The sequence below is a fragment of the Amycolatopsis sp. NPDC114478 genome, assembly GCF_055633805.1.
Map to the genome: position 1 here is coordinate 25,446 of NZ_JBVKDO010000018.1, position 25,101 is coordinate 50,546.

Consider the following 25,101-nt stretch of genomic DNA (forward strand, 5'->3'; position numbering starts at 1 on the left):
CTTTCAAAGCTGCAGGCTTTTCATGCGGCGAAGGACGCCGAACTGCTGATGCGTTGCCCGGGCAGCCCGTCGAACAGCCCGGCCGAACCGCGGGGCCGCCACAGCGGCACCGGACCGGCGCCGGGCACGGGGTCGAGCGCCAGCGCGGCCGCCTGGTCCGCGGAGTCGAGCGCCCGCTGGACGACCATCGCGTTGGCCACGCTCTGCGCGACGCTGCCGACCGGCCGCACGCCGAACTGCACGGCGTCGGCGAAGTCGACGAGCTCCGCGCGGTAGCCGTTGTCGCTGCCGCGGAAGACGGTCGTGTGGGTGGTGGCGTCGCGGCTGCTGCGCGTCACGCGGCGCTCCGACTCGGATCCGGCGAGCACGAGCACGCCCTCGGTTCCGTAGAGCCGCATGTCGTTGGGCTCGGGCGGCACCGGGATTTCGGGGAAGGACGCGGTGTAGCTGCCGATGGCGCCTCCGGTGAAGACGAGGGTGAGCGCGAGGTCCGACGGTGCGTCGATCGTGCTGTTGGCCGCCTGCACGGCACCGTGCACCCGCGCGATGTCGCCGCAGAGCAACCGGATCTGGGCGATGTGGTGCACGCCGAAGTCGAGGTGCACGCCACCGCGGTACTGCGGCCGGTGCCGCCACGGCGTGCTGGTGAACCCGCCCGGCCGGGGCACCGACTGGCCGGCGTACCGCCACGCCATCAGGTGCGGGCGGCCGATCGCCCCGCTGTCGAGCAACGCGCGCGCGTAGCGCAGGTCGTCTCGGTAGAAGTAGTTCTCCCCCACCACGAAGGTGCGGTCCGGGTGCCCGGCCGCCAGGGCCAGGAAGGCCGCGGCCTGCCGGGCGTCGGCACCGGCCGGCTTCTCGCAGAACACGTCCTTGCCGGCCGCGAGCGCGTCGCGCGCCACCTCGTACAGGTGCGGGATCGGCACCGAGATCAGCACGGCGTCCACGTCGTCGCGGGCCAGCAGTGCGGCCCGGTCGGCGACGGCCAGCGCCGGATCGGTTCCGCTGTAGCCGGTGAACCGCCTGCGCTGGTCCGCGGACGGGTCGGTGAACGCGGTGACGACGTACCGGTCGGCGAGCCCGCGCAACGCCGGCCAGTGCAGCTTCTCGACCGCGAGGCCGGTGCCGATCAGCCCCAGCCGGATCGGCGGGATCCCCGGTGCTCCCATGCCCAGTCCGTTCTCGTCAACGGTTGGCGGAACTCGGTCGTGCCGTGTGCTAACGCCGCTTGGCGGCCCGCTTGCTTCGCTGCTTCTTCTCCGCGACGAGCGTGGAGTAGTTGTTGCTCAGGTGGTTGCGCATCGCCGCGCGGGCCGCTGCCGGGTCGCGCGCCACGAGCGCCTCGTAGATCTCCGTGTGCTGGGCGGTGGCGCGGTGCAGCCCGGCGGGCGCCTCGTTGGTGACGCGCCGGCTGGCCGTGCCGAGCCAGCGCGCGGAGTACATGATCCGGTCGAGGATGCGGTTGTCGGCCGCCCGGCAGATCTCCATGTGGAACTCGTGGTCGACCTCGAGGTAGGCCTCGGGGTCCGCCTCGAGCGCCGCCATGCGGCCGATCTCGCCCCGGAGCCGCTCCAGCGTCTCGTCGGTGATGCTCGCCGCGGCCATCGCGGCCAGTTCGGGTTCGAGCAGTGCGCGCATCTGGTGCAGTTCCTGCAGCAGTTCTTCGACGATCTCCGCGGGCAGCCACTCGATCAGCAACGGGCTCAGGTAGTCCCACTCGGCGCGGGGGCGCACGACGACGCGGCGGCCCTGCGCGACGTCGACGATGTCGAGCGAGGCGAGGATCTTGAGCGTCTCCCGCGCCACCACCCGGGAGACGCCGAACTCAGTCGAGATCTCGAGTTCCGACGGGGCCCGGCCGTCCTCGACGGCACCGCTGACGATGCGCCGGGTCAGGTGGGCCGCCACCTGTACCGGGAGGGTCCGGACCTTGACAGCGTCCGGAGACTCTTGTCTCCTTGGCATGTCATCAGCTTATAGGACAAGTTGGACCTCGCGACAGTCCCGTTCTTCGGCACTACCCAGCGGCAGGAGAGCAATGCGGATCGTGAACGTCACGACGGCGGTGGTGGCCTACCACGGTGAGGCCACCCTGGTGCGGATCGACACCGACGAGGGCCTCAGCGGGTTCGGCGAGGCCAATCCCGACGCGGGCGCGGGCGCCGTCGTCGGGATGATCGGTTCCCTGACCCCGCTCCTGCTCGGCGAGGACCCGCGCAACGTCGAGCGGTGCTGGGAGAAACTGCGCCGCAGCAAGGTTTTCGCGGGCGCGCAGAGCGGGGTGTTCGTGATCGCCCTGTCCGGCATCGAGCTCGCGCTGTGGGACCTCGCGGGCAAGGCCGCGGGCCAGCCGGTCCACCGGCTGCTCGGCGGGAAGTTCCGCGACAAGATCCGCCTCTACGCCGACTGCGGCGACGGCGACGACCCCGCGGGCTCGGTCGCCGGGTGCGTCGACCGCGCCCAGCGAATGGTCGCCGAAGGCTTCACCGCCCTCAAGTTCGACATCGACGACCTGCACCACCCCGCCAAGTTCGACGCCTTCAACCACACGGTCAACGCCGCCGAGCTGCGTTCGATGGTCGAGCGCGTGGCCGCCGTCCGGGCCGCGATCGGCCCGGACGTCGACCTCGCCATCGACCTCCACGCCCGCTACGACGTGCCGAGCGCGTGCCGGATCGCGTGGGAGCTGGAGCCGTTCCGCCTGATGTGGCTGGAAGAACCGCTGCCGGCGGAGAACGTCGACGCGCTGGTCCGGGTGCGCGAGCAGACCCGCACGCCGATCTGCGCGGGAGAAAACCTTTACCTGCGCTGGGGATTCCGCGAGCTGCTCGAACGCGGCGCCGTGGACGTCATCGAGCCGGACGTGCCGAAGTGCGGGGGCCTCGCCGAGGCCAAGAAGATCGCCAACCTCGCGGAGCTGCACTACATCCCGTTCGCCCCGCACCTGGTGTCGACGCCGCTGGGCACGATGGCGACGTCGCACCAGTGCGGCGCGATCCCGAACTTCCTCGTCCAGGAATGGCACGCCCTCGAGGAGCGGGCGGTGTGGGACAGCTACGTCCACGCCCCCGACGGGAGTGGCTCGATCGTCAAGGACGGCTACATCACGCTGCCCGACGCCCCCGGCATCGGGGTGGAGCTCGACATGGACGGCGTCCGGAAGCACGCCGTCGCGGGCTACGGGGTGTTCGAGTGACTCACCCGCCGACGGCGGGGTACGCCCGGTTGAACCGCGGCGGTGTGTAAGGCAGGTACCGTCCCGGCACGCCGTCCGCGGCCGTCGCCAGCCGGTTCATCCTCCGCGGTGCGGTATCGGGCCAGTGCCCGGTCCGCAGCCGCGTGAGCATCCGGTCGATCGCCGCCTGCTGTTCGCCGGTGGTGTAGGTGCAGTGCCCGGCAGTCTCGACGTACGTCTGCCGCAGCAGCGACGCGGTGCCCGCCCGGGCGGCCAGGGCGCCGTAGGACCGCTGCTGGGCGACGGTCGAGATCTGGTCGCCGGTGCCGTTGACCGTGAGCACCGGGATCCGCAGGTCGCCGGTGAACACGATGCCGCGCTCGAGGTAGCGGACGGCGGCGGGATCGGCGGCCACGCGGGGTCCGGCGGCGAGCCGGCCGAGGTCGGCGCGCAGGTCGAGCCCCGCCCGCGCGTACAGCCGGCGGACGGCGTCCTGCTGCTCCGGCGCGGCCATCGTGAGCTGGTGGGCGTAGTCGATTCCGGTGTTCCACGACGGGTTCCCGCCCGCCAGCTGTTCGATCGCGCGGCGGCTGCTGACCGCCTGCCCGAGGTACGGCAGCGGGCCGCCCGCGAGCGCCAGGAACATGCCCCGCTCGACGCCGTCGGCGTCGCGGCCGTCCGGGACCGGGGTCGTCGTGCCGTCGGCGGCCAGGCCCCAGCCCGGCAGCTGGCCGATCGCCGCCGCGAGCGCGATCCGCGCCCGGCCCGCCGCCGTCGCCTGGGCCGACGTCACCGCCGAAACCCACTGCTGCTGGGTTCCCGGGACGTCGGCGGGGATGCCGGTGACCGGCAGGGCCGAGTCGCGGAACAGCAGCGTTTTCAGCGTGAAGACGGTGTCGAGCTTCTGGTTCCACTGCCCCACCGCGCCGCCGAGCCCGCCGCACATCGGGACGGCCGCGTCGAAGCGGTCCGGGTGCACTTGCGCCACTCCCGCGGCGACCATCCCGCCCATCGAGCGGCCTTCGGCGATCCCGTACCGAGCGCGGCCAAATGCGGCTTCGAAGCGATCGAGCGCCTCGGCCTGGTTGTCGATGGCTCCGGCGATGTTCCAGCCGGTGACCGTGCGCGTCGTGCCGCCCACCGCGTAACCGCGCTCCAGCAGGCTCACCGTGAGCGCGCTCGGGCCGCCCGCGGCGAAGTCGAGGTCGACCAGCACGGCCCCGTTCCACCGCGCCGGTTTGGCGAAGGCGTACGGCGTGCCGTCGGTCAAGTGCCCATCAGTGCACCTCGCCGCCGAGACCGGGTCCGGGCACGGTTTCCCGGTCTCCGCCGCCTGGGCGGTCGCCGGTAGGCCCGCGAAGAGGACCGCGATCGCGGCCAGTGCGGTGATCCTGGGACGCATGAATCGCTCCTGTCAGAAGTTCTTGGCGGTGACGGTCCAGCCCGGCGTGGTGCACAGCCCGCACCCCGCGCCGAGGAAGGAGCCGCGCGCGGTGCGGTTGCCGTCGAGGGTGAAGTCGAACCAGTCGACGAGCACCCGCACCGCTTCTTCGCGGACGCTCGGGTCGGGGTTGCCGTCGCGCTGGCCGTAGACGAACCCGGTGTGCCCGGCGGCGGGGTTGGTGACCCGGACCGCGGGGACGGTGACGAGGTCGTAGTTGGCCCCGCTGTTCGGGTAGGCGACGTCGGCGGGACCGCCGTCGGCGAACAGGACCGGCGTGTGCAGCTTCCGCAGGTTCTCCCGGCCGTAACCGAGGGTGCCGTCGGCGAAGAATCCGCTGTCGAGCGAAAGCACCGACTTCACCCGCGGGTCCGCCCCGGCGACGAGGGCCTCGATGCCGCCGCAGGAGTGCCCGGCCACGCCGATCCGGTGGGTGTCGAGCTTGGTCCGCAGCGCACTCCCCGGCGGTCGTTCTCCCGTTCCGCCCAGGTGATCGCGTCGAGGATCGCCTTCGGTTCCGGGCTGCCGTTCTCGGTCAGGGCGGGCTCGTCGAACCCGCCGATGGCCACGACGACGAACCCGTGCGCGGCGAGCAGCGTCTCCAGGGTGAGCAGCTCGTCGTTGCTCGTGTGCCGGCACGCGCCGTTGCCGAACACCACGACCGGCAGGCGCCCGCGCATCCGGTCCGGGTCGGCGGGCCGGTAGACGGTGTACTCGGCGGCGTAGTCCCCCGTCCGGGCCGCGGGTTCGCGGACCACCGGGTGGAACACCGCGGCCGCGGGCGGCGCGGGGGCGGCCGCGACGTCGGCGCCGGGAGAGCCGGGCACCGTCGCGGCGGTCACCGCGACGAGCGCGGTCGCGGCGGCGACGAGGGCGGGCTTGAGCCAGGTGCGTCCCGCCTGCGGCAGCGCGGCCGGCCCGATGGCGGCGGCGAGGACCGTGCTTCGACAACGTCGGCGAAGTGGCGATCTCACGGGGATCCTTTCCGGACGGTCAGGTCAGCTCGTCGAGCCACGCGGTCATCCGCGCGCTCAGGTCGGCCCCCGTGCGGGCGTCGACGTTGTCCGCGTGCAGCTCCAGCACCGGGATGCCGGCCGCGCGCAGGGCGCGGGTGGTGAAGTAGCCGCCGCGGGCGTCGTCGGACACGAGGTGGACCACGCCGTCGACGCCGTGGTGCCGGGCTTCCTTGACGTACCACTCCGCCGACCACGGCGGCGTGTAGAGCTGGTCGCTGAAGGCGGCGAAACGGGCGGCCAGCGCGCGCAGCGGGTCGTCGCCGTAGCGCAGGTAGCCGTCGGCGGCGATGGCGAGGTACATCGACCACACGAACACCGCGCCGTGCGACTCCTGGAACCGCCGGTAGAACTCGAGGTCGAACCACAGCCCGCGGCCGATCCACATCAGCCGCAGCCGCTCGTCCGGGCACGCCGCGACGCCGGCGTCGACCCGGTCGCGCACCTCGTCGTGGAACGCGCGCGCCGCGTCACGCGCCCACTCGGTGCCGCGGTGCCATTGCGGCACCATGACGCTCGGGATGCCGTCGGTGACGGCGATCGGGCACGGCCGGGCGGCGGCGATCAGGTCGCGGGTGCGGCGGTTCCACTCCTGCTGCTCGTTGACCAGGTCCAGGACCTCGCGGAAGCGCGTCTCGGAGAACACGCGGCCGGTGGTCTGCTCGAGGAACCGGATGAGCCCGGTCAGCTCGCCGGTCAGCAGGTCGAGGCGGTCGCCGCCGATCGCCTCCTCCCAGCGGTGCGGCATCAGCTCCCACCACCGCTCCGGAACCTCGTTCTCCGCCGCGCTTTCCAGCGGGTAGTACGTGACGCCGGGCTGGGCGTCCCAGACGTCGAAGATCTTGCGGGACGCGTCCCCGGTCGTCTCGCCGAGCACGATCGACGGCGTCGGCAGGCCACCCCACGGCGCCTGGACGGGGTCGTCTTCGAACGTCGACGCCAGCGAGGTGGCGCTGTACTGCTCGACGTAGTCGGGGTAGCCGCGTTCGCGCAGCAGGCCGAGGTAGCGCTGGGTCTGGCGTTTCGCCGCGACGATCGAGGCCCACCACTGGTTGACCACGTAGGGGATGCCCATCGCGCGGAAGATCTCCTGGGGCGCGTCCGCGTTCACCAGCGCCAGCGGGCCACCCTCGTCGCGCACCCGGGCGAACCAGTCGCGCTGGTAGGCGGTCGCGGTGGTCGCCGACGCCAGCCGGGCCGTCATGCCGCCGCTCCGGCCGGGACGAGCGCCGCCAGCGTCTCGGGAGCCAGCTCGCCGTACGGCTGACGCTCCGCCAGAACCGCCGGCAGTCCCGTCGCGGCCCGCTGCTCCGGGAAGTCCCACGGCGGAGCGTCGTCGTGGACGCGCGCGTAGGAGAGCAGGACCTCCGCACCGCAAGCACGGGCGGCCGCGGCGGTGTGCGCGGCGCGCTGCCGGATCGAGGCGCGCGGCGCGGACGGGCCGTTGTACTGGTAACGCTCGGCCAGCGCGAGTTCCGTCGGTGCCGCGCACGTGCGCGCAAACAGCAGTTCGCCCCAGTCGTGGTCCTCCCCCACGACGAGGAAACCGTTGCGCTCCAATGCTTCGTACACGTCCGGGCAGTCGTGGGAACTCCCGGTGAGGAACAGCCGCACCCCTTCGGTCTCACGCGGGTCGGCGGATACGCCGTCGACGAGCGCGATGGCTTCGGTGACCGGCAACGCCGTGGTCGCGGCGACGACCTCGAGGAACCGGGTGCCGCTCAGCCGGTTCGCCCGGCGCAGGTCGGCGAGCCGCCCGAGCGATCGCCGCAGCGTGTCGTGCGCGGTGACGGCCGCGGCGAGGTCGTCGTCGCCGATGGGCCGCCACCGGCCCAGCCACTCGCGCAGCTGGGCGATCTTCGCGTGGACGTACCGGGTGGTCGTGTGGTGCGGCAGGTGCAGCACGTCCACCAGGCGCACCGGCGGCAGCCCCAGCGCCGGTTCGACGCGGTGCAGCTCGCGCAAAGCGTAGAACAGGCGCAACGACGCTTCGCAGTCGCGGGAGACCACGATGGCCTCGAGCGGGCCGTAGTCCTCGGTGAGGATCCGCGTCAGGATCGACCGGGCGACCGGATCCACCCCGCGGCCGAGGTAGCGGTCGCCGAGCGTGCGGTCCTCGCCCGGCTTCCCGGTCAGCCGCAGGGGCCGCAGTCCCGCCGCGGTGATCAGCTCGACCGGGACGTCGGCGCCGACGTACCCGACGGTGCTCAAATGACCGCCTCCGCCACGAGGTCCGCCAGCTGCTCTTCGGTGTAGCCGAGCAGCTCGCGGTAGACGTGTTCGTTGTGCTCCCCCAGGTCCGGCGCGGGCCGGTCGAGGGAGACGTGGGCCGCGGAGAACCGGATCGGCACCCCGGTCCCGGCCAGGTCGGCCACGTCGCCGTGCCGCGGGTGCCGCAGCGGGACGACCTCCTCGCGCGCCAGGACCAGCGGGTCGCGTAGCGCCTCACGCGGCTCCCGCACCTCGGCCGCGGGCACCCCTTCGGCGGTGAAGGCGGCGAGGATCTCCTTCAGGGGCCGCACGCGGCACCACTCGCGGATGAGCCCGTGCAGCTCGTCCGCGGCTCGGACCCGCTGGTCGCGCGTGCGGTAGCGGTCGTCCTCGGCCAGTTCCGGCCGGCCGATCGCCCGGAGTACCCCGTGGGCGAAGGCGTCGGTGGGCGCGCAGAGAGCGAGGTAGCCGTCCAGAGCCGGGAGGATCCCGAAGGGAGCCAGCCGGGGCACCATCGACCCGGTGCGCTGGGGCAGGCCGACCGCGTCGAAGGCGTCGAAGGGCTCGCACGCGACCAGCGAGGTCAGCGCGCCGAGCATCGAGACGTCCACGTGCTGGCCCTCACCGGTGTGCTCGGCCTGCAGCAGCGCGGACACCGTGCCGACCACGGCGAACAGCGGGGCGAGGAGGTCGCCGATCGGCAGGCCGAAGCGGACCGGGCCCTCGTCGGGCTCGCCGGCGGTCATCATCACGCCGCTCAGCGCCTGGATGATCGAGTCCATCGCCTTGCCCGACCCCGGGCCGCCCTGGGCGCCGAACCCGCTGATCGAGGTGTAGACGAGCCGCGGGTTGATCTCCCGGACGTGGTCGTAGGAGATGCCGAGCCGGTCGGTGACGCCGGGGCTGTAGTTCTCGACGAGCACGTCGGCGTCGCGGACGAGGTCGGTGAACACCGCGCGGGACCGCGGGTTCTTCAGGTCGAGGGTGACGCTGAGCTTGTTGCGGCCGCGCAGCAGCATCGACACCGAGAGGTCGTCCTCGTGCTTACGGGAGAGGTTCAGCCCGTCACGGCCGACGTAGGGCGCGTTGTTGCGCGAAGAATCCCCGCCTGTGGCCGGGTTCTCGACCTTGATGACGGTGGCGCCGAGCCCGGCGAGCAGCAGCGTCGCGTACGGGCCGGCGAGCGCGGTGGTCAGGTCGACGACGGTGCGGCCGGCCAGTGGCTGGTCGGTCATGCGGAAATCCCTTCGGAGAGAGCGACGAGCACTTCGGTGCCGCGGGTGGTGAACCGGCCGTTGAGGTTCGCTCCGCGGGTGATGTCCTCGACGTACTTGGTCACGGCCTCGCCTTCCGGCGTGCCGCCGACCGGGACCGGCCGGCCGTGGTCGTCGATCCAGCAGGGCACGAACCCGGCTTCGCGCAGCCCGGTCTCGTCGAAGCGGCAGAAGGCGATCGCGGTGTTGCGGCTTTCGGGGTGGAACGGGAAGAACGGCATGTCCGGGTCGGGGGCGAAGCCGTAGAGCTTGGTGCGCCGCTCGGCCCACGCGCGCAGTTCGTCCGCACCCACGCCCGCCCCCGGCGTCAAGGCGTGGGTGACGGTGGCGAAGTTGCCGAGACCGTGGAAGATCGGCCGTCCTCTGTGGACTTCGATGCCGCGCATGATGTGCGGGTGGTGGGAGAACACCGCGTCGGCCCCGGCGTCGATCGCCGCGCGGGCGACCGGGCTCTCGTACATCGCGACGACGACCGGGGTGTGCCCGACGCCCTTGTGCAGCGACACGAGCACGACGTCGGCCTCGGCCCGCAACCGGCGCACGTCCTCGGCCATCGCCTCCAGGCTGTCCGGATCGGCGAAGGTGTAGATCTTCGGCGGTCCGCCCGGGCTCGCGTGGTCGAGTTCGTAGTGGGTGAGGACGTGCACGTACGCGCAGCCGGGTTTGCGAGAGGTGGCCCAGGATTCGCGCGGGCCGACGCAGTTGTACGACAGCACGCCGACGCGCAGGCCACCGCGTTCGACGATCGCCGGCCGCCGGGCTTGCGCGAGGTCCTGCCCGGCACCGGTCGTCTGCATGCCTGCCGCGCGGGAGTAGGCGATGGTGTCGGCCATTCCCCCGTCACCGGCGTCCATGACGTGGTTGCCCGCCAGGGTGACCACCTCGAACCCGGCCTCGGCCACCGCTTTCAGTGCCGCGGGGTCCGCGGGCGGGGCGGGGACGTCGGTGCTGTGCTGGACCGCCGTGGTCGAGTGCGGGACCTCGACGTGGCCGATCGCGAGGTCCATCCCCTTCAGCACCGGCGCGGCCGGGGCGAGGAAGAACTCCGGGTCGGGCTCGTCCAGGATGAGGTCGCCGACGGCGCCGACAGTGATCACGAGACACCCTCCTTTTCGGACAGATGGCGGGACAGGAAGGCACGCAGCCGGTCGGTGCGCGGCCGGGTGAACAGCTCGGCCGGCGGGCCCTCCTCGACGATCCGGCCCGCTTCCATGAACACGCACCGGTCGGCCACTTCGCGCGCGAACGCCATTTCGTGGGTGACGACGACCATCGTCGTGCCCGCCGCGGCGAGGTTGCGGAGCACGGCCAGGACCTCGTCGACCAGCTCCGGGTCGAGGGCGCTGGTCGGTTCGTCGAACAGCATGATCCGCGGCCGGACCAGGACGGCCCGGGCGATGGCGACGCGCTGCTGCTGGCCGCCCGACAGCTGCCGCGGGTAGTGGTCCTCGCGCCCGGCCAGGCCGATGCGCTCGAGCAGCTCCCGGGCCTCTCGCTCCACTGTGGACCGATCACGGCCGTGGACGCGGACGGCCGCGTCGGTCACGTTGCGCAGCACGGTGAACTGCGGGAACAGGTTGAACTGCTGGAAGACCATGCTCATCCGGCGCCGCTGCGCGGCGATCCGCCGCTCGGTCAGCGGGCGCAGGCCGCCCGGCGACCGGCGGTGGCCCAGCAGCTCGCCGTCGAGGTACATCGCGCCGCCGTCGATCGGCTCGAGCTGGTGGGCGCAGCGGACGAGCGTCGACTTGCCCGACCCCGACGGCCCGATCACCACGACCGCCTCGCCTTCGTGCACGTCGAGGCTGACCCCGGCCAGCGCGGTCACCGCGCCGAACTCCTTGCGGACGTCGTGGATCCGCAGCACCGGCGCGCTCATCGGACGCTCCGGTGGCCACGGGAGAAGCGGCGTTCCAGCCGGCGTTGCCCGGCCGTCAGGAGGGTGACCACGACCAGGTACCAGAAGCAGGCCACCAGCAGCATCGGCACGATCTCGTAGGTGCGGTTGTAGATGACCTGCACCGAGTGCAGCAGGTCCGACATCGCGATCACCGACACGAGCGCGGTGCCCTTGAGCACGTTGATGAACTGGCTGCCCGCGGGCGGGATGATCACGCGCATCGCCTGCGGCAGCACGATCCGCACCAGCGTCTGCCCCGGCGGGTACCCCATCGCGCGGGCCGCGTCACGCTGACCCGGATCGACCGACGACACCCCGGCGCGGAAGATCTCCGCCAGGTAGGCCGATTCCACGAGCGACAGGCCGATCACCGCGGCGGTCAGCGGCGTGATGACGGTGTTGGCGTCCCAAGTCCCGAAGACCGGGCCGAACGGGATGCCGAGCGACAGCTTGGGCAGCAGGTAGGCGAGGTTGAACCAGAAGATCAGCTGCACCAGCGGCGGGATGCCGCGGAAGAGCCCCACCCACAGCGTCGCCACCCACCGGGCGGGCCCGAACCCGCTCAGCTGCATCGCCGCGACCACCCCGCCCGCCAGCGAGCCGAGCACCATCGCCGCGACCGCGAGCAGCACCGTGGTGCCCAGCCCGGCCATGACGCTCTTCTCGAACAGGTACTTCGCTACGACGTCCCACTGGAACCGGGAGTTGCCGGCCAGGAAGACGGCCAGCTGCGCGGCCAGCACCACCAGCACGAGCACGAACAGCCAGCGCAGCGGGCGGAACCGGCCGCGGGCTCCGGCGACGTCGTCACCGACCGCCGTCGGTTCCTCCACAGTGGACACGGCGGTCATTTCGCGGACGCCGCGTCGAACAGCGGCTGCGGGACCGTGACGTCCTGGAGCCCCCACTGCCGCATGATCCGAGCGTAGGTGCCGTTGCGGAACAGCTCCTGGAACGCCTTCTGCAGGACCGGGCCGAGCTTGCCGGACTTCGGCGTGTAGAGCGCGAGGTTGTCCTTCGTGGCGCCCTGTTCCTCGGTCTGCGTCACGTATTCGTACTGTCCTTTTTGCTGGGTCGTGACGTCGATCGCCGCGGCCTGCGTCATACCGGCGGCCTCGGCGCGACCGGACTTCGCGGCCAGCAGGGTGGCGTTGGTGTCGTCGAGCCCGACCACCTGGACGGCCGGGCGCTGCTGCTTTTCGCAGAACGCCGACAACTTGGCGAGCTGGTCCTCCACGACGCTGGCGGTGACCACCGCGACGCGCTTGCCGCACAGGTCGGCGGCCTGCTTGATGCCGGCACCGGAGCCTTCGGGGACCACGTAGGAGGTGCGCGTGGTCATCCAGGTGACGGTGTCGAACTGCTTCTCGCGCTCGGCCGTGGCCTTGACGGGCCCGTTGAAGGCCTCGTAGCGGCCGCTGAGCATGCCCTGCAGCGCGGCCGGCAGACCGCTGACGATCGTGGTTTCCGTGCGCACGCCCAAGAGCTGGCCGAGCGCCTGCTGGAAGTCGTTGTCGATGCCGGTGACCGTCTTCCCGTCCGGGCCGACGGTGCGGTACGGCGGGTGCGAGTCGCCGGCGAACCGCAGGACACCGGAGTCCTTGACGGCCTGCGGCAGCTGGTCGTGCAGCGCCTGGTCGGCGCTCAGGGCCGCGGCGGTGGGCGCCGCGGCCGGGCCGTCGTCGACCGTGCACCCGGCCAGCGCGAGTCCGGCGGCGACCGCGGCGAGCGTGCTTCGACGCCATTGGCGAAGTGAGAAACCCATGTCGGTTACTTCCTGCGGAAGGCAATAGGTTGCTAATCGGGTGCCGATCGTCGCATGATGTGTCGCGTGATTCAACCCCTCGATGCGCCCGGCCGGACCGCACTGACACCATGGAGGCCATGGACACCGGCGGTGAGCGCGCGATGACGGGCCCGCTGCCCCGCGCCCAGCAGGGAGCCGAACCGCAGCTGCTGCTGACGTCCCTGCTCGGCGACTTCTGGTACTGGCGCGACGAGCACATCCCCTCGGCCGCCCTGGTGGAGCTGCTCGGCGAGTTCGACATCAGCCCGGCGAGCGCGCGGGCGGCGATCCGCCGCCTCGCCGCCCGCGGTCTGCTCACCGTGTCGCGCAGCGGGCGGACGACGGCGTACGGCATCCCCGCGCGCACGTCCGAGGTGATCATCGAGCGCACGCACCGGATGCTGACCTTCGGCACGACTGCGCCCGAGTGGGACGGGCGGTGGACCGTGGTCACCTTTTCCGTGCCGGAGCAGGACCGCGGGCTGCGCACGGCGCTGCGGTCGCGGCTGCGGGTCCTGCGCTTCGCCGCGCTCTACGACGGCGTGTGGGTCAGCCCGCACGATCTGACCGGCCCGGCCCTGGCGGCCCTGGACGAGCTCGGCCTCCGCAGCGCCACGGTCTTCCGCGCCACCGAGGTCCCCGGGTCGGCCGCCGCGGTCACGGCGTTCGACCTCGGCCCGCTGGCCCGCGAGTACGAGCAGTTCGTCGAGCGGTACGAGCGGGTCCTCACCGGCCTGGACGCCGGCCTGATCAGCCCGGCGCAGGCGTTCCGCACCCGCACCGAGCTGCGCGTGGACTGGCGCCGGTTCCCGGAGAGCGACCCCGACCTGCCCGCCGACCTGCTGCCCGCCGACTGGGCGCGCGACCGGGCCCAGAAGGTGTTCCTCCAGATCTACGACCGGCTCGGCCCGCTCGCGGAGATCCGGTTCCGCCAGGTGCTGGCCGCCACGGACCCCGCGCTGGCCGAGCTCGCGTCCCACCACGACTCGGTCAAGGTGGCCGCGTTGTTCGCCGGGCTGGGCGATCGCCACCCGGCGGGCGACACGCCGTTCGAGCAGGCGGCCGAGGCCCGCCGCTTGGACGACGCGCGGCGCCGGTAAGGGCGGCACTTCCCGCGTCGGCCGCACGGCCACCTGGGCTCGAAAGTCGATCGAAACTCTTTGCGGACCGGCTCGGACCCGTGTTCTTCTGCTGACGGTAAGCAACAACGTCGATGCGTGCCGTTAAGGAGACCACCCATGCCAGGAAGTTCGCCGAGCCCGCGCAGCAGATGGTGGCGATCCCCCGCCACCAGGGCACTGGCCGGAGTGGCCACCGTCGCCGCGACCGCCGCCGTCCTGGTCACCGCACCGGGCGCCGATGCCGCAGCCAGCACGTTGGGCGCCGCGGCCGCGCAGTCCGGCCGGTACTTCGGGACCGCGATCGCCGCGAGCAGGCTCGGGGACTCGGCCTACACCACGATCGCGGCACGCGAGTTCACCATGGTGACGCCCGAGAACGAGATGAAGCCCGACGCGACCGAGCCCAACCAGAACCAGTTCAACTTCTCCGCCGGCGACCAGGTCTACAACTGGGCGGTCGGCCACGGCGCCAAGGTCCGCGGGCACACCCTGGCCTGGCACGCCCAGCAGCCGGGCTGGATGCAGAGCATGGGCGGCAGCGCACTCCGCAGCGCGATGATCAACCACATCCAGAAGGTGATGGCCCACTACCAAGGCAAGCTCGCCTACTGGGACGTGGTCAACGAAGCCTTCAACGAAGACGGCAGCCGCCGCTCGTCGAACCTGCAGAGCACCGGCAACGACTGGATCGAGGTCGCGTTCAAGACCGCGCGCGCGGCCGACCCGTCGACCAAGCTCTGCTACAACGACTACAACATCGACAACTGGAACTACGCCAAGACCCAGGGCGTGTACAACATGGTGCGGGACTTCAAGTCCCGCGGCGTGCCGATCGACTGCGTCGGCCTGCAGGCCCACTTCACCGGCGGCAGCTCGGTCCCGAGCAGCCTCCAGACGACGATCTCCAGCTTCGCGGCGCTCGGCGTCGACGTGGCGCTCACCGAGGTCGACGTCACGAACGCGTCCACGTCGCAGTACGCGGCGCTGACCCAGGCGTGCGTGAACGTCGCGCGCTGCGTCGGCATCACCGTGTGGGGTGTGCGGGACAGCGACTCGTGGCGCTCCAGCGAGAGCCCCCTTCTGTTCGACGGCAACGGGAACAAGAAGGCCGCGTACAACTCGGTGCTGAACGTCCTCAACTCCGGCGGCGGGACGACCACGACACCCACCACCACGCCGACGAACCCGACGACGACACCGACGACACCGACGGCTCCGACCACGACGCCGGGCGGCGGCAGCTGCACCGCGGCGCTGTCGGCCGGGCAGTCCTGGAGCGACCGGTACAACCTCAACGTCTCGGTCAGCGGTGCCAGTTCGTGGACGGTCACCATGACCGTGCCGAGTCCGGCCCGGATCAGTGCCACCTGGAACATCAACGCGACGTGGCCCAGCAGCCAGGTCCTCATCGCGACCCCCAACGGGAACGGCAACAACTGGGGCGTCACCATCCAGCACAACGGGAACTGGAACTGGCCCAGCGTCAGCTGCAGCGCTTCCTGACCCGCGAAGGGGCTCGTTCGCCGAGTAACACCGGCGAACGAGCCCTCTCGACCGTCGCAGAATGTTAGCGCTAACAATACTAGAGAGGTCATCATGAACAGAGCAGGTAAGAGCCGCAGGATCGCGGCGCTCGCCGCCGCGGCGACGTTCGCGGCGGCCGTGGCGTCGGCGGTGACGCTGGGCGCCGGCCCGGCCGCGGCCGACGTCGCCGGCTCCTTGCACGGGGTCGGGTCGGGCCGCTGCCTGGACGTCCCGAACGCGACCCAGACCGACGGGACGTACCTGCAGATCTACGACTGCTGGGGCGGTACCGGCCAGCAATGGACGGCGACGGCGAGCGGTCAGCTGACGGTCTTCGGCAGCAAGTGCCTGGACGTACCGGGCAGCGCGACCACCGCCGGCACGCGCGTGCAGATCTGGACCTGCCACGGCGGCGCCAACCAGCAGTGGCGCCTGAACTCCGACGGCACGATCGTCGGCGTGCAGTCCGGGCTCTGCTTGGACGTCACCGGCGCCGGCACCGCCAACGGCACCGCCGTGCAGCTCTGGACCTGCACCGGCGCCAGCAACCAGAAGTGGACGGGTCTGTCGACCACACCCACGACGACGACCACCACGACCGGCGGTGGCAGCAGCTGCGCACTGCCGTCGACGTACCGCTGGTCGTCAACGGGCGTGCTCGCGACTCCGAAGAACGGGTGGGTGTCGCTGAAGGACTTCACGAACGTCGTCTACAACGGCAAACACCTCGTCTACGCCTCCAACGTCTCCGGATCCACCTACGGCTCCATGGCCTTCAGCCCCTTCACCAACTGGTCCGACATGGCTTCCGCCGGTCAGACCGGGATGAGCCAGTCCACGGTGGCGCCCACACTGTTCTACTTCGCACCGAAGAACATCTGGGTCCTCGCCTACCAATGGGGCGCCTGGCCGTTCATCTACCGCACCTCCAGCGACCCCACCAACCCCAACGGCTGGTCCTCACCGCAACCACTGTTCACCGGCAGCATCTCCGGCTCCGGCACCGGCCCGATCGACCAAACACTCATCGCCGACGGCTCCAACATGTACCTCTTCTTCGCCGGAGACAACGGCAAGATCTACCGCGCGAGCATGCCCATCGGAAACTTCCCCGGCAGCTTCGGCTCGAACTACACCACCGTCATGAGCGACTCCACCAACAACCTGTTCGAAGCCGTCCAGGTCTACAAGGTCCAAGGCCAGAACCAGTACCTGATGATCGTCGAAGCCATCGGCGCCAACGGCCGCTACTTCCGTTCATTCACGGCGAGCAGCCTGAGCGGTTCGTGGACACCGCAAGCCGCCAGTGAAAGCAACCCGTTCGCGGGCAAGGCCAACAGCGGCGCGAGCTGGACCAACGACATCAGCCACGGCGACCTCGTCCGCACCAACCCCGACCAGACCATGACCGTCGACCCCTGCAACCTCCAACTCCTCTACCAAGGCAAAGACCCCAACGCCGGCGGAGCCTACGACCAGCTGCCCTGGCGACCGGGCCTGCTGACACTGCAGCGCTGACCGGCTCGGTGAACCCCGGCCACCCAAAGGCTGGGGTTCACCGGCGCGCACCCCGAAACCGATTCCGTCGATGAATTCGACGAAGAATTCCTTGACGGCGTCATGAGGATTCGGTCAAGACCTCCGGCATTTGCGCCGAATGCCGGAACGCGCACTTCCGTCCGAACGCATAGACTCGACCGGCCGATGACCCACGTACACCGCTGAGATGAATGCGGGGTCGCTCGAATGTTTCCAGCAGCAGGGACCACTTCTCGCAGAACGGCGCTGAAGCGACTGGGACTGGGCGGTGGCGCGGTGGCCGCGACCGCCTTGCTGTCCGCGTGCACCAGTGTCCAAAATGGACCTAACAACGCGAGCTCCGGCCCGTTTCCGGGTACGCCCGGCTGGCGGTTCGTGTTCGTCAACCACGTCACCACGAACTCCTTCTTCGTCCCGACCCGGTCCGGGCTCGCCGACGCCGCGGCGTTGCTCGGCGTGCCCGAGCCGCAGTGGACCGGCTCGGAAAACGGCAACGTCGCCCAGATGGCGAGCGCCATGGAAACCGCGATCACCGGCAAGGCCGACGGGATCGCCGTCGCGCTGACCGACAACAACGCGTTCGTCGACCTGACCAAACGCGCGCTCGGCCAGGGCATCCCCGTGCTCGCCTACAACGCGAGCGCGGCCGGCAACTACCCGCTCACCTACGTCGGCCAGGACCTCTACCTGTCCGGTTTCCGGATGGGACAGCGGATCGCGCAGAAGATCACCTCCGGCGACATCCTCGTCGGCATCGCGCAGCCGGGCGGCAACAACGTCCAGCCGCGGCTGGACGGCATCACCGACGCGCTCAAGCAGGCCGCGCCCGGCGTGCGCGTCCAGTCGGTCAACACCGGGGCCGAGCAGGCGGGCGAGCTCAACGCGATGACTGCCGCCTACACCGGAAACCCGGGCGTCAAGGGGATCTACGCGGTCGACGCCGGCAGTACCGCCGCGTGCGCGAAACTCATCGCCGACCGCAAGCTGTCCGGCAAGATCGGCGGCGGCGGGTTCGACCTGCTCGACGACACGGTCGCCGGGGTGCAGAGCGGCGCGCTCGACTTCACCATCGACCAGTCCCCCTACCTGCAGGGCTTCCTGTCGGTGCTCTACCTGTACCTGTTCCGGTTGTCCGGGACGCTGGTGGCACCGCCCGCCACCGACACCGGCCTCACCTTCGTCACCAAGGAGAACGTCGGCCCGTACGCGACCGCCCACAGCCGGTTCGAAGGCGGCGACAAGAAGGACGTCGTCGCGATGCCCGCCTCGATCCCGTTGCCGCCGGCGTCGGTGCTGAGCCGGTAGCGGGGCGACGGTGAGAGGGCTGCTGCTCGGGGTGATGCGGGTCAAGGAGCTGAGCATCCTGCTGGTCACGATCGCCGCCGGGATCTACTTCACGGCGACCAGCGACGCGTTCAACTCCTTCGACAACTACCGCACGATCGCCCAGTACGTCGCGCCGTGGTCGATCATCGCCGCCGGGCAGGTGATGCTGCTGATCTGCGGCGAGATCGACCTGTCCGCGGGGTTCGTGTTCACCCTGTCCCCCTTCATGCTGATGCAGCTGTTCGTCAACGGCTGGTCGCTGTGGCTCGCCCTGCTCGGCGCGATCGCGGTGAGCACGCTGATCGGGGTGGTGAACGGGCTCATCCGGACGGTGCTGACGATCCCGTCGTTCATCACCACCCTGGGCATGGCGTTCCTGTTGCAGGGCCTGGTCCTGATCATCTCCAACGCCCGGCCCGTCGCGGCACCGACGGACAGCGCGGTGCTCGAGGTCTTCGGCGGGGCGCGCTGGAGCGAGTTCCTGTGGGCGATCGGGGTCGTCGTCGTCATGCAGGTGGTGCTTTCCGCGTCCCGGTTCGGCATCCACACCCAGGCCACCGGCGGGAACCCGGTCGGTGCGGCGGAGTCCGGCATCGCGGTCAACCGGGTGAAGGTGGTCAACTTCGCGATCACGAGCACCCTGGCCGGGCTCGCCGGCATCCTGCAGGGCACCCGGGTCGGCTCCTACGACCCGACCAACGGCGGCTTCACCACGATGTTCTTCGCCGTCGCCTCGGCCGTGATCGGCGGCACGGCGCTGCTGGGCGGGTCCGGCACGGTGGCCGGCGCGTTCCTCGGCGCGCTGCTGCTCGGCATCGTGTTCGACGGCTTCAACCTGACCGGGGTCAGCGCCAACGCGTTCAACGTCGTGCTCGGCGCCGCCATCCTGCTCGCGATGGTGCTGAACGTGACGCTGATCGTCGTGCGCAAACGCGCCGGATCCCGGGAGCCGGCATGACCACCGAACCCGGCGACGACGTCATCCGGGTCGAAGGCGTCGGCAAGAGCTTCGGCCCGGTGAGCGCGCTCGCGGACGTCAACCTGCACGTGCGGCGGGGCGAGATCCTCGGGCTCATCGGGGACAACGGTGCCGGCAAGTCGACCCTGATCAAGATCCTCACCGGCTACCACCAGCCCGACGCCGGCCGCATCCTGTTCGAGGGCGAGCCGGCCACGCTGAAGTCCGTGGTGCACGCGCGAGCGCTGGGCATCGAGACGGTCTTCCAGGACCTGGCGATGGTCGACGACCTGCCCGTGTACCTGAACCTGCACCTGAACCGAGAGCTGACCCACCGGCCGATCCCGTTCCTGCGCCGCCGCGAGATGAAGCGCCGCGCCCGGGAGGCACTGGACTCGATCGGGATCACGGTCCCGTCGGTGACGGCCGAGGTAGGCATGCTTTCCGGCGGCCAGCGCCAGGCGATCGCGGTGGCCCGTTCGGTCTATTCGAAGGCGAAGCTGCTGCTGCTCGACGAACCGCTCGCCGCGATGGGCGCCAAGGAGAGCGCGGTGATCCTGCGCCTGCTGCGTGAGCTGAAGCAGCGCGGCGACATCGCGATCATCCTCATCGCCCACAACTACGGACAGGTGATGGACGTGTGCGACCGGGTGAACCTGTTGCAGCACGGCCGGATCACGTTCGACCAGCCGGCCGCGAACACCTCCGTGGCGGAGCTGCTCGAACTGGTGAACGCGGAGTACCGGGTTTAGCACGAGTCGTGCGACGTCGGGGACCACCTCGTTCTGGCGACATCTGGAAGTCGCCGAGTCACAGCCGGTCGAGCGGGACGGCCGCGGCCATCGCCGCGTAGCCCGCGTCGCTCGGGTGCAGGTGATCACCTGAGTCGTACACCGCGCGCATCGTCTCCGGGTCGGCCGGGTCGCGGACGGCCGCGTCGAAGTCGACCCAGCCGTCGAACACCCCGCCGTTGTCCCGGATGAACGCGTTGACCTGGTTACGCGCCGCCAGGTGCGCGTCGCTGCTGCACGAACACCCCTTGATCGGGGTGAGCGTGCCCGCCAGCACCCGGATGCGGGCCGCGTGCAGCCCGGCGGCGATCCGCTTCAGCCCGGCGATGACGTCCTCGGCGCCCGTGCCGCTGTTGATGTCGTTGATGCCTTCGAGGACGATCGCGGTCCGCGCGCCCGGTTGGCTGATCAGGTCGTGGTTCAGCCGGGCCAGGGCGTTCACCCCCGCGGTGCGGCCGTCGGGGTAGCCGCTGAAGGCGTCCTGCAGGATCCGGTTGCCGGAAATGCCTTCGTCCACGACCGCGCGGCCCGGCAGGCGGCGGGCCAGGAAGTCGGGCCAGCGGCTGTTCGTGTTCGGGGTGGACGAGTAGCCGTCGGTGATCGAGTCGCCGAACGCGACGACGGTGCCGGTGCCACCCGGTCCGGTCACGTCGATCCCGGCCAGGATCGTCCAGAAGCCGAACGTGCCGGCGGAGGGGAACGCGACCCCGTCGCCCGTGTGGTCCCCGGTGCCGTCGGCCGTGGTGTACATCTCCTGCAGCGCGACGCTGTGCATGGGCGCGTTCGTCACGGTGCCCTTGAGGTACAGGCTCACCAGCAGGTCCGCGCCGGCGGGCACGGAGAACGGCAGCGGGTCGCTGACGGCCTGGCCGCCCGCGGGCAGCGCGGTCTCCTGCCGCCCGCCGAAGGTCAGCGTCACCGGGGTGCGGACCGGGACCGCGCCGACGCTCCGGACGGCGATGGTCGCGTGGCCGACGGCCAGCGGCCCGGGGTCGTAGGCGTTGTCCAGCCGGATCCGCACGCCGGAGCCGCCGCGGCTGGTGTGCTCGACCATCCGCAGTGTGCGCTCGGTCCACGGCCCGGCGGCGAGCCCGTCGTCCGTCGCCGTCGCCCAGGTCGCCGTCCAGGGACCGGCCGCGGGCCGGGTGCCGATGGAGAACACGTGCAGGGCGCCGCCCGGGCTCACCTTCGGCAGGGTGACCGCGGTGACCGGCACGTTCGCGTCGAGCGGGATCGAGGCGGTGTAGAGCTTGGCGGGCACCGCGCTCGGCCCGGCCGGGGTGTTCCACCGCGGGAACGCCACGGTCAGCCGGCTGCCCGGCCCGACGATCCAGTCGGGCACGTCCAGCCGGTAGTCCTGGACGTGCCCGTCGGCGTACTCCAGCGTCCCGGTGCCTTCGGTGCCGGCGCCCGTGCTCGTCACGAGGAACGACAGCGCCGCACCGGCGAACCGGCCGCGGACGCGCTGGCCGTCGGCGACGACGTTGTCCGGGGTCCCCAGCGCGGCGGCGGGCAGCCGCAGCGGCGCGCCGTCGACCGTGACGACCCGCCCGCGGTCCCAGCCCGCGGCGGTGCGGTCTTCGGCGACGAGGCTGTGCCCGCTGCCGTCGAAGTCGGCGGCCGTCGGCGCGGCGGCCGGGCTGGTACTCGCGTTGTCGAACGCCGACGCGAGGTCGGGGTAGGTGACGGCCGCGTCCGCCGTCCCGGCCGGGACGAGCAGCCCGGCGGCCAGCAGGGCGGCGAGCAGGATCCGCTTCACGAGGTCCTCCGGGGTCAGGCGCAGTGGCGGGCGGTGAACTTCGACGTGCCGGAGCCGACCGGGATCCGTTGCCCCGTGGGCAGGGTGACGGTGGCGGTCGTGTTGGCGGGCACGGTGACGGTGAGGTCGAACCGGCAGCCGGTCTGCGTCCATTCGGAGGCGACCGGCCCGCGGACCGTGTCGATCGACGCCGCGACGTGCCCGAGCCCGGCGGGCACTCGCGGGGCGATGGCGATCGACGCGTACCCGGGCGCCGCGGGCGTGATGCCGGCGAACTGCGTGTAGAAGGCGGCGTTGATCCCGGCGAACATCGCGTGGTCGTGGGTTTCCATGCCGGACTCGTACGTCCACTGTTCCCACGGTGTCGTCGCACCGCGCGTTATCTCGTACCCGAAGCCCGGATAAGTTTTCTGGCGGAGAATGGTCAAAGCGACGTCGATCCGGCCGGCTTTCGCCAGGGCTTCGGGCAGGTAGCGGGTGCCGAAGATGCCGGTGTCGAGGTGGCCGCCGTCGTGGTTCAGGATCGTGTCGACGAGCTTCGCGCCGACCGCGGCCACCTTGTCCGGCGGCACGATGCCGAAGGCGAGCGGGAGGACACCGTTCGTCTGGCGGCCGTCGCCGTAGGTGTCGCCGTCGAGGAAGTGGGCGTTGAACGCGGCGGCGATCGCCTTCGCCAAGTCCGCGAAGTGACTCGCGTCGTCGCTCTTTCCCAGTGCCTGTCCGGCTTTCGCGACGTCTTCCACTTGCCGGTAGGACAACGCCGTGTTCACCAGCGAGCGTTCGCTGAAGCACGCGCCCGCGGCCGGGTCCCCCTGTCCCCCGTTCGCGTTCGGGCTCCGGTCGGGCGGGCACCAGTCGCCGAACCCGCGGTCTTCGGGCCAGATGAAACCGGGGTAGGCGGCCGCATTTGTGTCCACAAAGGCCTTCATCGCCGGGTACGCGGCAGCGAGCCGCGGGAGGTCGCCGTACTGCTCGTAGAGCGACCACGCCAGGTCGACCGAGCCGCCGCCCATGTCGGGCAGCTGCGCGTTCCCGTCGTCGCTGGGCAGAGCCGTGCCGGGTGGCAGGTCGAGCAGGTACTCGCCGTAGAACGTGTCCATGCCGAAGTCGAGGACGGACGCGTCGTGGTAGGCCTGCACGTCCATGCCCGGCGGCGTCCGCTCGTCCCGCACGGGGTTGTCCGTGGGCAGGCTCATCGAGTTGTTCAGCACCGCGCGCCGGTTGTTCACCCAGATCGTGTTCAGCAGCGGGTCGGACGTCTCGACGTGCCCGGTGGCGGCGACGTCGGCGTGCACGACCCGGCCGGCGACGCTCCCGAGGTCCGGCGTCCCCGGGTAGCCGGTCAGCTCGAGGTAGCGGAAACCGTGGTAGGTGAACCGGGGTTCGTACACCTGGACTCCGCGCGCGGTGCCGAGCGTGTAGGAATCCGTCGACGCGGCGTTGCGGTTGGTCGTGGTGTCGAGCATCCCGTCGGCGGCGAGCTCCTCGGCGGTGCGCATCCGCACGGTGGTCCCGGCCGGCCCGGCGACGCTCAGCTGCGCCCAGCCCGCGAAGTTCTCCCCGAAGTCGTAGACGAACACGCCCGGACGCGGCTGCTGCACCGAGACCGGCCGGATCGTGCGGACCACGCGGATCGGCGGTGCGACCGAGCCGGTGAGTGACGCGCTGGGCGCGCTCGTGACCCGCACGGGGTGCCAGCCGGAGTCGTCGAAGCCGGGGCGGTCCCAGCCGTCCCGCTGCTGCCGGGCGTCGTAGCTCTCGCCGGCGTAGAGGTCGTTGGCGGTGACCGGGCCGTCGGACCAGCGCCAGGCCTCGTCGGTCGTGATCGTCCGGCGGGTGCCGTCCGCGAAGGTGACGACGAGGGCGAGGATGCCTTGTTTCGGGCCGCTCCAACGGAAGCCGTACTGGCTGAAGCGCGGCCCGTACCCGTTGCCCAGCCAAAGTCCTGCGGCGTTGAGTCCTTTGTGGACCTGAATGGTCACGTCGAAGGAGTCGTACAGGTTGCGTTTGTCATAGGGCGTGCTGCCCGGCGACAGGACCTGGTCGCCGACCTTGCCGCCGTTGAGGTGCAGTTCGTAGAAGCCGAGGCCGTAGACGTAGGCGCGGGCGCTCGCGACGGGCTTGTCGAGGACGAACTCGTGACGCAGCAACGGCGCGTCGGGCGACTGGGCCAGCAGGAGCGGATCGCCCTGCGGCTCGAGCTTTCCGTCGGTGACCGCCGCCCCGGGGAACCGGGCGTCCGGCGCGGCCGAGAAGTCGTCGGAGAACAGCGGTGTGCCGTCGAGGCCGTGCACGGCGAGGTTGTCGTAGGCGGCCGCCTCGGGCGTGCCCTGGCTGACCGAGGTCCGGAACCCGATGGTGCCCGCGCGCACCGCGTCGACCGGCCGCGAGTCCACCTCGGTGCCGTCGACGGCCGTGACGACGGTGCTCCCCCGCGCTTCGATCCGCAGGTGGTGCGGCGCGGCGGCGGTCTGCGGAGTGATCACCGCGCTGAGGTCGGTCTCCCCCAGCAGCGTGAACGATCCGTGGCTCTTCGCGTGCGGCCGCAGCAGCACCTTTCCCGGTGTCTCGGCGGCGTTCACCTGCCACATCAGGAAATCGTCGGGTCCGGCGGCCCGGAAGACCACGCTCGCGGCCGCCGACTTGATCGTGAAGTCGACGTCGAGGACGAAGTCCTGCCAGCGGTAGGCGTCCCCGGTGTCCGGCGTGATCCACTGCGCGCCGCCCCAGTCGGCCGGCCGCGCGGGCCCGGTCTCCCACCACGCGGGTTCGGCCCGGACCGGCCCGTTCCCGCGGGCGTCCCACACGTCGACCGTCCAGTAGTTCCGCTGCCCCACGGCCGTCGCGGGCCCGCGGTAGGGCACGGCGACCGACTCCGTGCTCGCGACCTTGCCGCTGTCCCAGACGTCGGCGCGGTTCGCCGCGAGCAGCCGCGGGCTGGTGGCGACGAGGATCCGGTACGCCGTCTGCCGCTCACCGGGCCGTCCGGAGCGCAGCTTCCAGCTCAAGGTCGGCGCGCCGCTCACCGCCAGCGGGTCGACGACGTTCCCGGCGCGCAGATCGAAAACCTGGACAGTCGGGCTCTCCGCTACCGCGTTGCTCGGCGATGGCGTGAACACCGTTGCCAACACCGCGGCCAGGAGCACGAGCCTCGAGCGGTGACCGGACATGAACACTCCATTCGCGAGTCGACTTCGTCGTCAGCTGTGCCGCGGATGTTCATACGGATCCTTGAAACGTTTCAAAGCATGATAGCAGCGTGATCTTGGCTCCCCAAGGTTGT

The 25,101-nt window shown here is 71.2% G+C and carries 21 protein-coding genes; 7 read left to right on the plus strand and 14 right to left on the minus strand.

Annotated elements, in window-relative coordinates:
- Positions 1-20: 20 nt before the first annotated feature.
- Both ACZ7OH_RS37715 and ACZ7OH_RS37720 read right to left on the minus strand, forming a co-directional pair.
- The gene (locus tag ACZ7OH_RS37715; RefSeq protein WP_470285244.1) at positions 21-1,169 is read right to left on the minus strand and encodes a Gfo/Idh/MocA family protein; all 1,149 of its coding nucleotides are present in this window, start codon (positions 1,167-1,169) and stop codon (positions 21-23) included.
- A 49-nt stretch (positions 1,170-1,218) separates the two neighbouring features.
- Positions 1,219-1,965, minus strand: a complete 747-nt coding sequence (locus ACZ7OH_RS37720) for a FadR/GntR family transcriptional regulator (RefSeq protein ID WP_470285245.1) — start codon at positions 1,963-1,965, stop codon at positions 1,219-1,221.
- Positions 1,966-2,038: 73 nt separating this feature from the next.
- Here ACZ7OH_RS37720 and ACZ7OH_RS37725 point away from each other — a divergent pair, with 73 nt between their 5' ends.
- Positions 2,039-3,196 carry a mandelate racemase/muconate lactonizing enzyme family protein gene (locus ACZ7OH_RS37725; RefSeq protein ID WP_470285246.1) on the plus strand — a complete coding sequence of 386 codons (1,158 nt, stop codon included), beginning with the start codon at positions 2,039-2,041 and terminating at the stop codon, positions 3,194-3,196.
- 1 nt (position 3,197) lies between these two features.
- On the opposite strand, the gene ACZ7OH_RS37730 is transcribed toward ACZ7OH_RS37725, so the two are convergent.
- Genes ACZ7OH_RS37730 through ACZ7OH_RS37775 form a run of 10 tightly spaced genes read right to left on the minus strand, consistent with a single transcriptional unit; the run spans position 3,198 to position 12,779 of the window.
- Complete coding sequence (locus ACZ7OH_RS37730) at positions 3,198-4,577, minus strand: hypothetical protein (RefSeq protein ID WP_470285247.1); 1,380 nt, start codon at positions 4,575-4,577, stop codon at positions 3,198-3,200.
- 12 nt (positions 4,578-4,589) lie between these two features.
- The gene (locus tag ACZ7OH_RS37735) at positions 4,590-4,979 is read right to left on the minus strand and encodes a hypothetical protein (protein WP_470285248.1); all 390 of its coding nucleotides are present in this window, start codon (positions 4,977-4,979) and stop codon (positions 4,590-4,592) included.
- On the minus strand, positions 4,976-5,590 hold the full coding sequence (locus ACZ7OH_RS37740; RefSeq protein ID WP_470285249.1) for a hypothetical protein: 615 nt from the start codon (positions 5,588-5,590) through the stop codon (positions 4,976-4,978). Before ACZ7OH_RS37740 ends, ACZ7OH_RS37735 begins: the two co-directional genes overlap by 4 nt.
- A 19-nt stretch (positions 5,591-5,609) precedes the next feature.
- The gene (locus ACZ7OH_RS37745) at positions 5,610-6,833 is read right to left on the minus strand and encodes a 2-hydroxyacyl-CoA dehydratase (RefSeq protein WP_470285250.1); all 1,224 of its coding nucleotides are present in this window, start codon (positions 6,831-6,833) and stop codon (positions 5,610-5,612) included.
- Positions 6,830-7,840: a 2-hydroxyacyl-CoA dehydratase gene (locus ACZ7OH_RS37750; RefSeq protein ID WP_470285251.1), complete on the minus strand. Its 1,011-nt coding sequence runs from the start codon at positions 7,838-7,840 to the stop codon at positions 6,830-6,832. Before ACZ7OH_RS37750 ends, ACZ7OH_RS37745 begins: the two co-directional genes overlap by 4 nt.
- On the minus strand, positions 7,837-9,075 hold the full coding sequence (locus ACZ7OH_RS37755) for a CaiB/BaiF CoA transferase family protein (RefSeq protein WP_470285252.1): 1,239 nt from the start codon (positions 9,073-9,075) through the stop codon (positions 7,837-7,839). Before ACZ7OH_RS37755 ends, ACZ7OH_RS37750 begins: the two co-directional genes overlap by 4 nt.
- On the minus strand, positions 9,072-10,211 hold the full coding sequence (locus ACZ7OH_RS37760; protein ID WP_470285253.1) for a CapA family protein: 1,140 nt from the start codon (positions 10,209-10,211) through the stop codon (positions 9,072-9,074). The genes ACZ7OH_RS37755 and ACZ7OH_RS37760 overlap by 4 nt, the downstream gene beginning before the upstream one ends.
- Positions 10,208-10,993 carry an amino acid ABC transporter ATP-binding protein gene (locus ACZ7OH_RS37765; RefSeq protein WP_400891365.1) on the minus strand — a complete coding sequence of 262 codons (786 nt, stop codon included), beginning with the start codon at positions 10,991-10,993 and terminating at the stop codon, positions 10,208-10,210. The genes ACZ7OH_RS37760 and ACZ7OH_RS37765 overlap by 4 nt, the downstream gene beginning before the upstream one ends.
- Positions 10,990-11,865 carry an amino acid ABC transporter permease gene (locus ACZ7OH_RS37770; protein ID WP_470285254.1) on the minus strand — a complete coding sequence of 292 codons (876 nt, stop codon included), beginning with the start codon at positions 11,863-11,865 and terminating at the stop codon, positions 10,990-10,992. Before ACZ7OH_RS37770 ends, ACZ7OH_RS37765 begins: the two co-directional genes overlap by 4 nt.
- Positions 11,862-12,779, minus strand: coding sequence for a transporter substrate-binding domain-containing protein (locus ACZ7OH_RS37775; protein ID WP_470285255.1), 918 nt, complete (start codon positions 12,777-12,779; stop codon positions 11,862-11,864). Before ACZ7OH_RS37775 ends, ACZ7OH_RS37770 begins: the two co-directional genes overlap by 4 nt.
- Positions 12,780-12,898: 119 nt before the next feature.
- Here ACZ7OH_RS37775 and ACZ7OH_RS37780 point away from each other — a divergent pair, with 119 nt between their 5' ends.
- The 6 genes from ACZ7OH_RS37780 to ACZ7OH_RS37805 all read left to right on the plus strand — a co-directional run bounded on the left by ACZ7OH_RS37780 (position 12,899) and on the right by ACZ7OH_RS37805 (position 20,020).
- Positions 12,899-13,900, plus strand: a complete 1,002-nt coding sequence (locus ACZ7OH_RS37780; protein ID WP_470285256.1) for a PaaX family transcriptional regulator — start codon at positions 12,899-12,901, stop codon at positions 13,898-13,900.
- A 138-nt stretch (positions 13,901-14,038) separates the two neighbouring features.
- Positions 14,039-15,424, plus strand: a complete 1,386-nt coding sequence (locus ACZ7OH_RS37785; RefSeq protein WP_470285257.1) for a glycoside hydrolase family 10 protein — start codon at positions 14,039-14,041, stop codon at positions 15,422-15,424.
- Positions 15,425-15,517: 93 nt separating this feature from the next.
- On the plus strand, positions 15,518-16,963 hold the full coding sequence (locus ACZ7OH_RS37790; protein WP_470285258.1) for a non-reducing end alpha-L-arabinofuranosidase family hydrolase: 1,446 nt from the start codon (positions 15,518-15,520) through the stop codon (positions 16,961-16,963).
- Between the two features lie 297 nt (positions 16,964-17,260).
- On the plus strand, positions 17,261-18,289 hold the full coding sequence (locus ACZ7OH_RS37795; protein WP_470285259.1) for a substrate-binding domain-containing protein: 1,029 nt from the start codon (positions 17,261-17,263) through the stop codon (positions 18,287-18,289).
- A gap of 10 nt (positions 18,290-18,299) precedes the next feature.
- The gene (locus tag ACZ7OH_RS37800; RefSeq protein ID WP_470285260.1) at positions 18,300-19,268 is read left to right on the plus strand and encodes an ABC transporter permease; all 969 of its coding nucleotides are present in this window, start codon (positions 18,300-18,302) and stop codon (positions 19,266-19,268) included.
- Positions 19,265-20,020, plus strand: coding sequence for an ATP-binding cassette domain-containing protein (locus tag ACZ7OH_RS37805; protein WP_470285261.1), 756 nt, complete (start codon positions 19,265-19,267; stop codon positions 20,018-20,020). The genes ACZ7OH_RS37800 and ACZ7OH_RS37805 overlap by 4 nt, the downstream gene beginning before the upstream one ends.
- Positions 20,021-20,078: 58 nt before the next feature.
- On the opposite strand, the gene ACZ7OH_RS37810 is transcribed toward ACZ7OH_RS37805, so the two are convergent.
- Complete coding sequence (locus ACZ7OH_RS37810) at positions 20,079-21,818, minus strand: GDSL-type esterase/lipase family protein (protein WP_470285262.1); 1,740 nt, start codon at positions 21,816-21,818, stop codon at positions 20,079-20,081.
- A gap of 14 nt (positions 21,819-21,832) precedes the next feature.
- Positions 21,833-24,988, minus strand: a complete 3,156-nt coding sequence (locus ACZ7OH_RS37815) for a family 78 glycoside hydrolase catalytic domain (protein WP_470285263.1) — start codon at positions 24,986-24,988, stop codon at positions 21,833-21,835.
- Positions 24,989-25,101 lie beyond the last annotated feature (113 nt).